The following is a 3874-nucleotide window of genomic DNA, read 5'->3' as shown; positions in this document are numbered from 1 at the left end:
CCCGCCATGGTGAAGCACTCCTCCACCGAGCAGGGGAAGAGCAGGATGTGCTTGGTGTCGCCGTGGGAGAGCACCGCGGTAGAGAGGATGTCGCCCTGCGCGGTGCGCGTGGGCAGCCCGGTCGAAGGCCCCACCCGCTGGATGTCCCAGATCACCGCCGGGATCTCGGCGTAGTACCCCAGGCCGGAGAACTCCGCCATCAGCGAGATGCCCGGGCCCGAGGTCGAGGTCATGGAGCGCGCGCCCGCCCACCCCGCCCCGATCACCATGCCGATGGCGGCCAATTCGTCCTCCGCCTGCACGATGGCGAAGGTGGCCTTGCCGTCGGGCCCGATGCGGAAGCGCCGCATGTAGTCGATCAGGCTCTCGCACAGCGAGGAGGAGGGGGTGATGGGATACCAGATGGCCACCGTCACCCCGGCGAACATCGCCCCCAGCGCCGCCGCCGCGTTGCCGTCGATGATGATCTTGCCCGCGGTCTTGTTCATGCGCTCGATGCGGAAGGGGTCCACCTTCTTCAGCGAGGCCGCCGCGTAGTCCCAGCCCGCCTTCACCGCCGCCAGGTTCAGGTCGGCGGCCTTCTGCTTCTTCTTGAACTGCTTGCGCACCGCCTTCTCGATCTCGGCCTGCTCCAGGCCCAGCAGGTTGGCGGCCACGCCCACGTAGATCATGTTCTTGACCAGCTTGCGGAGCTTGGCCTCGGGGCAGACCGGGGCCACCAGCTTGTCGAAGGGAACGGCGTAGAACTCAAGATCGTTGCGCAGCGCGGCCAGGTTCAGGGGCTCGTCGTACAGGACCACGGCCCCGGGAGAGAGCGCGAGCACGTCCTCGCGCGCGGTCTCCGCGTTCATGGCGATGAGGAAGTCGATCTCCTTGCGGCGCGCGATGTAGCCGTCCTTGCTGGCCCGGATGGTGAACCAGGTGGGCAGCCCGGTGATGTTGGAGGGAAACAGGTTCTTGCCCGAGACCGGCACCCCCATCTGGAAGATGGTGCGCAGCAGGGTCATGTTGGCGGTCTGCGAGCCGGAGCCGTTCACCGTGGCGACCTGGATGTTGAAGTCGTTGACGACGGGCTGCTGCGGGCTCCGCCCCGCGGATTCCTGCACGGCTACATCACTGCTCGCCATTGGCTCTGTGTCCTTCTGATCCCGGGATGGGATGCTGCCAGCGCTGACTTCTCTGCCCTGGAAAACTTTTTATTATACGTCACACCGCGATGTGATGGGAAACGCGCGGGACCCGCGAAGGCAACCGCTTAGGGCTCGCTGCGGAAGAACTGCGCCATCTTGCGGAACTTCTCGTAGCGGCCGGCCAGCAACTGCTCCGCCGGGACCTGCAGCATCTCCGCGAAGTGCTTCTGCAGCACCACGTCGAGCAGCGCCGCCGCGGCGTCGTGGTCGTTATGGGCGCCGCCCTCGGGCTCGGGCACGATCTCGTCGATGCAGCCCAGCGTGGCCAGGTCCTTGGCGGTGATGCGCAGCGCCTGCGCCGCCAGGTCTTTCTTGGCCGCGTCTCGCCCCATGATGGAAGCGCAGCCTTCCGGCGAGATCACCGAGTACACCGCGTTCTCCATCATGAGCACGCGGTCGGCCACCGCGATGGCCAACGCACCCCCGCTTCCGCCCTCGCCGGTGATGGCGGTCACGATGGGCACCTTCAGCCGCGCCATCTCCCGCAGGTTGCGGGCGATGGCCTCGGCCTGCCCGCGCTCCTCCGCTCCCAGGCCGGGATACGCCCCCGGCGTGTCCACCAGGGTGATCACCGGGCGCCCGAACTTCTCCGCCAGCTTCATCACCCGCAGCGCCTTGCGGTAGCCCTCGGGGTTGGGCATGCCGAAGTTGCGCAACACCTTCGACTTGGTGTCGCGGCCCTTCTGGTGGCCGATCACCGCCACCTCGTGTCCGTGGAAGCGCGCCATACCGCAGACCAGCGCGGGATCGTCCCCGAAGCCGCGGTCGCCGTGCACCTCGCTCCAGTCGGTGAAGATGCGTTCCAGGTAATCGAGCGTGTAGGGACGCTGAGGATGGCGGGCCAGCTCGGTCTTCTGCCAGGCGTTCAGATGGGCGTAGATCTGCTCGCGCAAGGCGCTCACCTGGTCGTGCAGCGCCTGCAACTGGCGGCGGGCCTCCTGGTTGTCGCCCGCCACCTGCTCCAGTTGCGCGATCTGCTTCTCGATCTTCTCCAGCTCGAGTTGGGCGCGGCTGCCTGGTTCCATGGGAGACGTTCGGTCCAGAACTTCAGTCGATGATGCGGACGCTGCCCCGCCCGCACAATTCTTCTACCCGCGCGATGAAAGCGCGGTCTGCCTGCACATTATAGCCTTGCGCCTCCATCACCACCATGAAGTCGCCGGCGCGCTCCAGGTCGAAGAGCACCTTGGCCTCGCCCTTGTGCTCCGCGCACAGTGAGTGCAGCGAGTCCACCGTGCTTTCGCTCGCCGCCTCCAGCGGGATGCGGATGCGCAACGAGCGCGGCAGCTTGGGCTGAGCCTGGTCGAGCGGAGTGACGTCGCCGACCGTGAGCTTGGGGTTGGAGCCTTCCTCGACGCGCACTCCGCCGCGCACCAGCACAGGCACGGTCAGCCGCAGCTTGTCCGCCAGCCGGCGATAGGCCTCGGGGAAGACCAGGATGTCCACCGCGCCGGTCATGTCCTCCAGCGTGCCCTGCGCGTAGAGGTCGCCCTTGCGGCTCTTCTGCACCCGCAGCCCGGCGATCAGCCCGCCGGCGTAGATCTCGTCCTTGCCGGTGGAGGACTTCATGGCGCCGATCTCCTCCGCGGTGAGGGCGCGGAACTCCTCCAGCTTCTCGCGGTACTGTTCCAGCGGGTGCCCGCTGACGAAGAAGCCCAGGACCTCCTTTTCCGCGGCCAGGCGCTCGCCGCGCTCCCAGTCGGGCACCTCGGGCAGGACGTCGTTGGGCGCTTCCGCCTTCTCTTCTTGGAAGACGCCGAAGAGCCCATGCTGGCCGCTCTCGGCGTCGCGCTGCGCCTTCTGCGCGCGCTCCATGGCCTTGTCGAGGACGGCCATGAGCTGCGCCCGTCCCCCCAGCGGGTCCAGCGCCCCGCTCTTGATCAGCGACTCCAGCACGCGCTTGTTGAGCAGGCGCAGGTCTACCTGCTCGCAGAACTCGAAGAGGGAGCGGAAGCGGCCCAGCTTCTTGCGCGCCGCCAGGATGGAATCGATGGCGGTGTGCCCCACGTTCTTCACCGCCGCCAGCCCGAAGCGCACCGCCTCGCCGTGGGGCGTGAAGAAGGCGTCGCTGACGTTGATATCGGGGGGCTCGACCGGGATCCCCATCTCCCGGCACTCGTTGATGTACTTGACCACGCTGTCGGTGTTGCCCGTCTCCGAGGTCAGCAGCGCCGCCATGAACTCCACGGGATAGTGGGTCTTGAGATACGCGGTATGGTAGGCGAGCAGAGCGTAGGCGGCGGAGTGCGACTTGTTGAAGCCGTAGCCGGCGAACTGCTGCATGAGGTCGAAGATGCGCGCCACCTTGTCGCGGGGAAAGCCGCGCTGCACCGCGCCCTCGACGAAGCGCTGCCGCTGCGCCGCCATCTCCTCCGGGTTCTTCTTGCCCATGGCGCGGCGCAGCAGGTCGGCTTCGCCCAGCGAGTAGCCCGCCAGGCGGTTGGCGATCTGCATGACCTGCTCCTGGTAGACGATGACGCCCAGGGTCTCCTTGAGCAGTTCCTCCAGCTCCGGCAGCTCGTACTCGATGCGCCGGCGCCCGTGCTTGCGCTCGATGAAGTCGTCGATCATGCCGCCCTGGATGGGGCCGGGACGGTAGAGGGCATTGAGGGCGGTGAGTTCGTCGACGGAGGTGGGCTGGTAGCGGCGGAGGACGTCGCGCATGCCGTGCGACTCGAACTGGA

At 67.3% G+C, this 3874-nt stretch carries 3 protein-coding genes; all 3 read right to left on the bottom strand.

Features of this window, described 5'->3' with window-relative positions:
* Nucleotides 1-1127, bottom strand: a 1127-nt coding sequence (locus tag VEG08_04625; GenBank protein ID HXZ27269.1) for a 2-oxoacid:acceptor oxidoreductase family protein, incomplete at its 3' end; no start/stop codon positions are given.
* A gap of 128 nt (nt 1128-1255) precedes the next feature.
* Nucleotides 1256-2215, bottom strand: coding sequence for an acetyl-CoA carboxylase carboxyltransferase subunit alpha (locus tag VEG08_04620; protein ID HXZ27268.1), 960 nt, complete (start codon nt 2213-2215; stop codon nt 1256-1258).
* Nucleotides 2216-2237: 22 nt separating this feature from the next.
* On the bottom strand, nt 2238-3874 hold a 1637-nt coding region (gene dnaE / locus VEG08_04615; GenBank protein HXZ27267.1), incomplete at its 5' end, for a DNA polymerase III subunit alpha.

The organism is Terriglobales bacterium (assembly GCA_035624475.1).
Lineage (GTDB): Bacteria > Acidobacteriota > Terriglobia > Terriglobales > Acidobacteriaceae > DASPRL01.
Note: the sequence above shows the minus strand (reverse complement) of the source record. Positions and strands in the feature narration are given on the sequence as shown.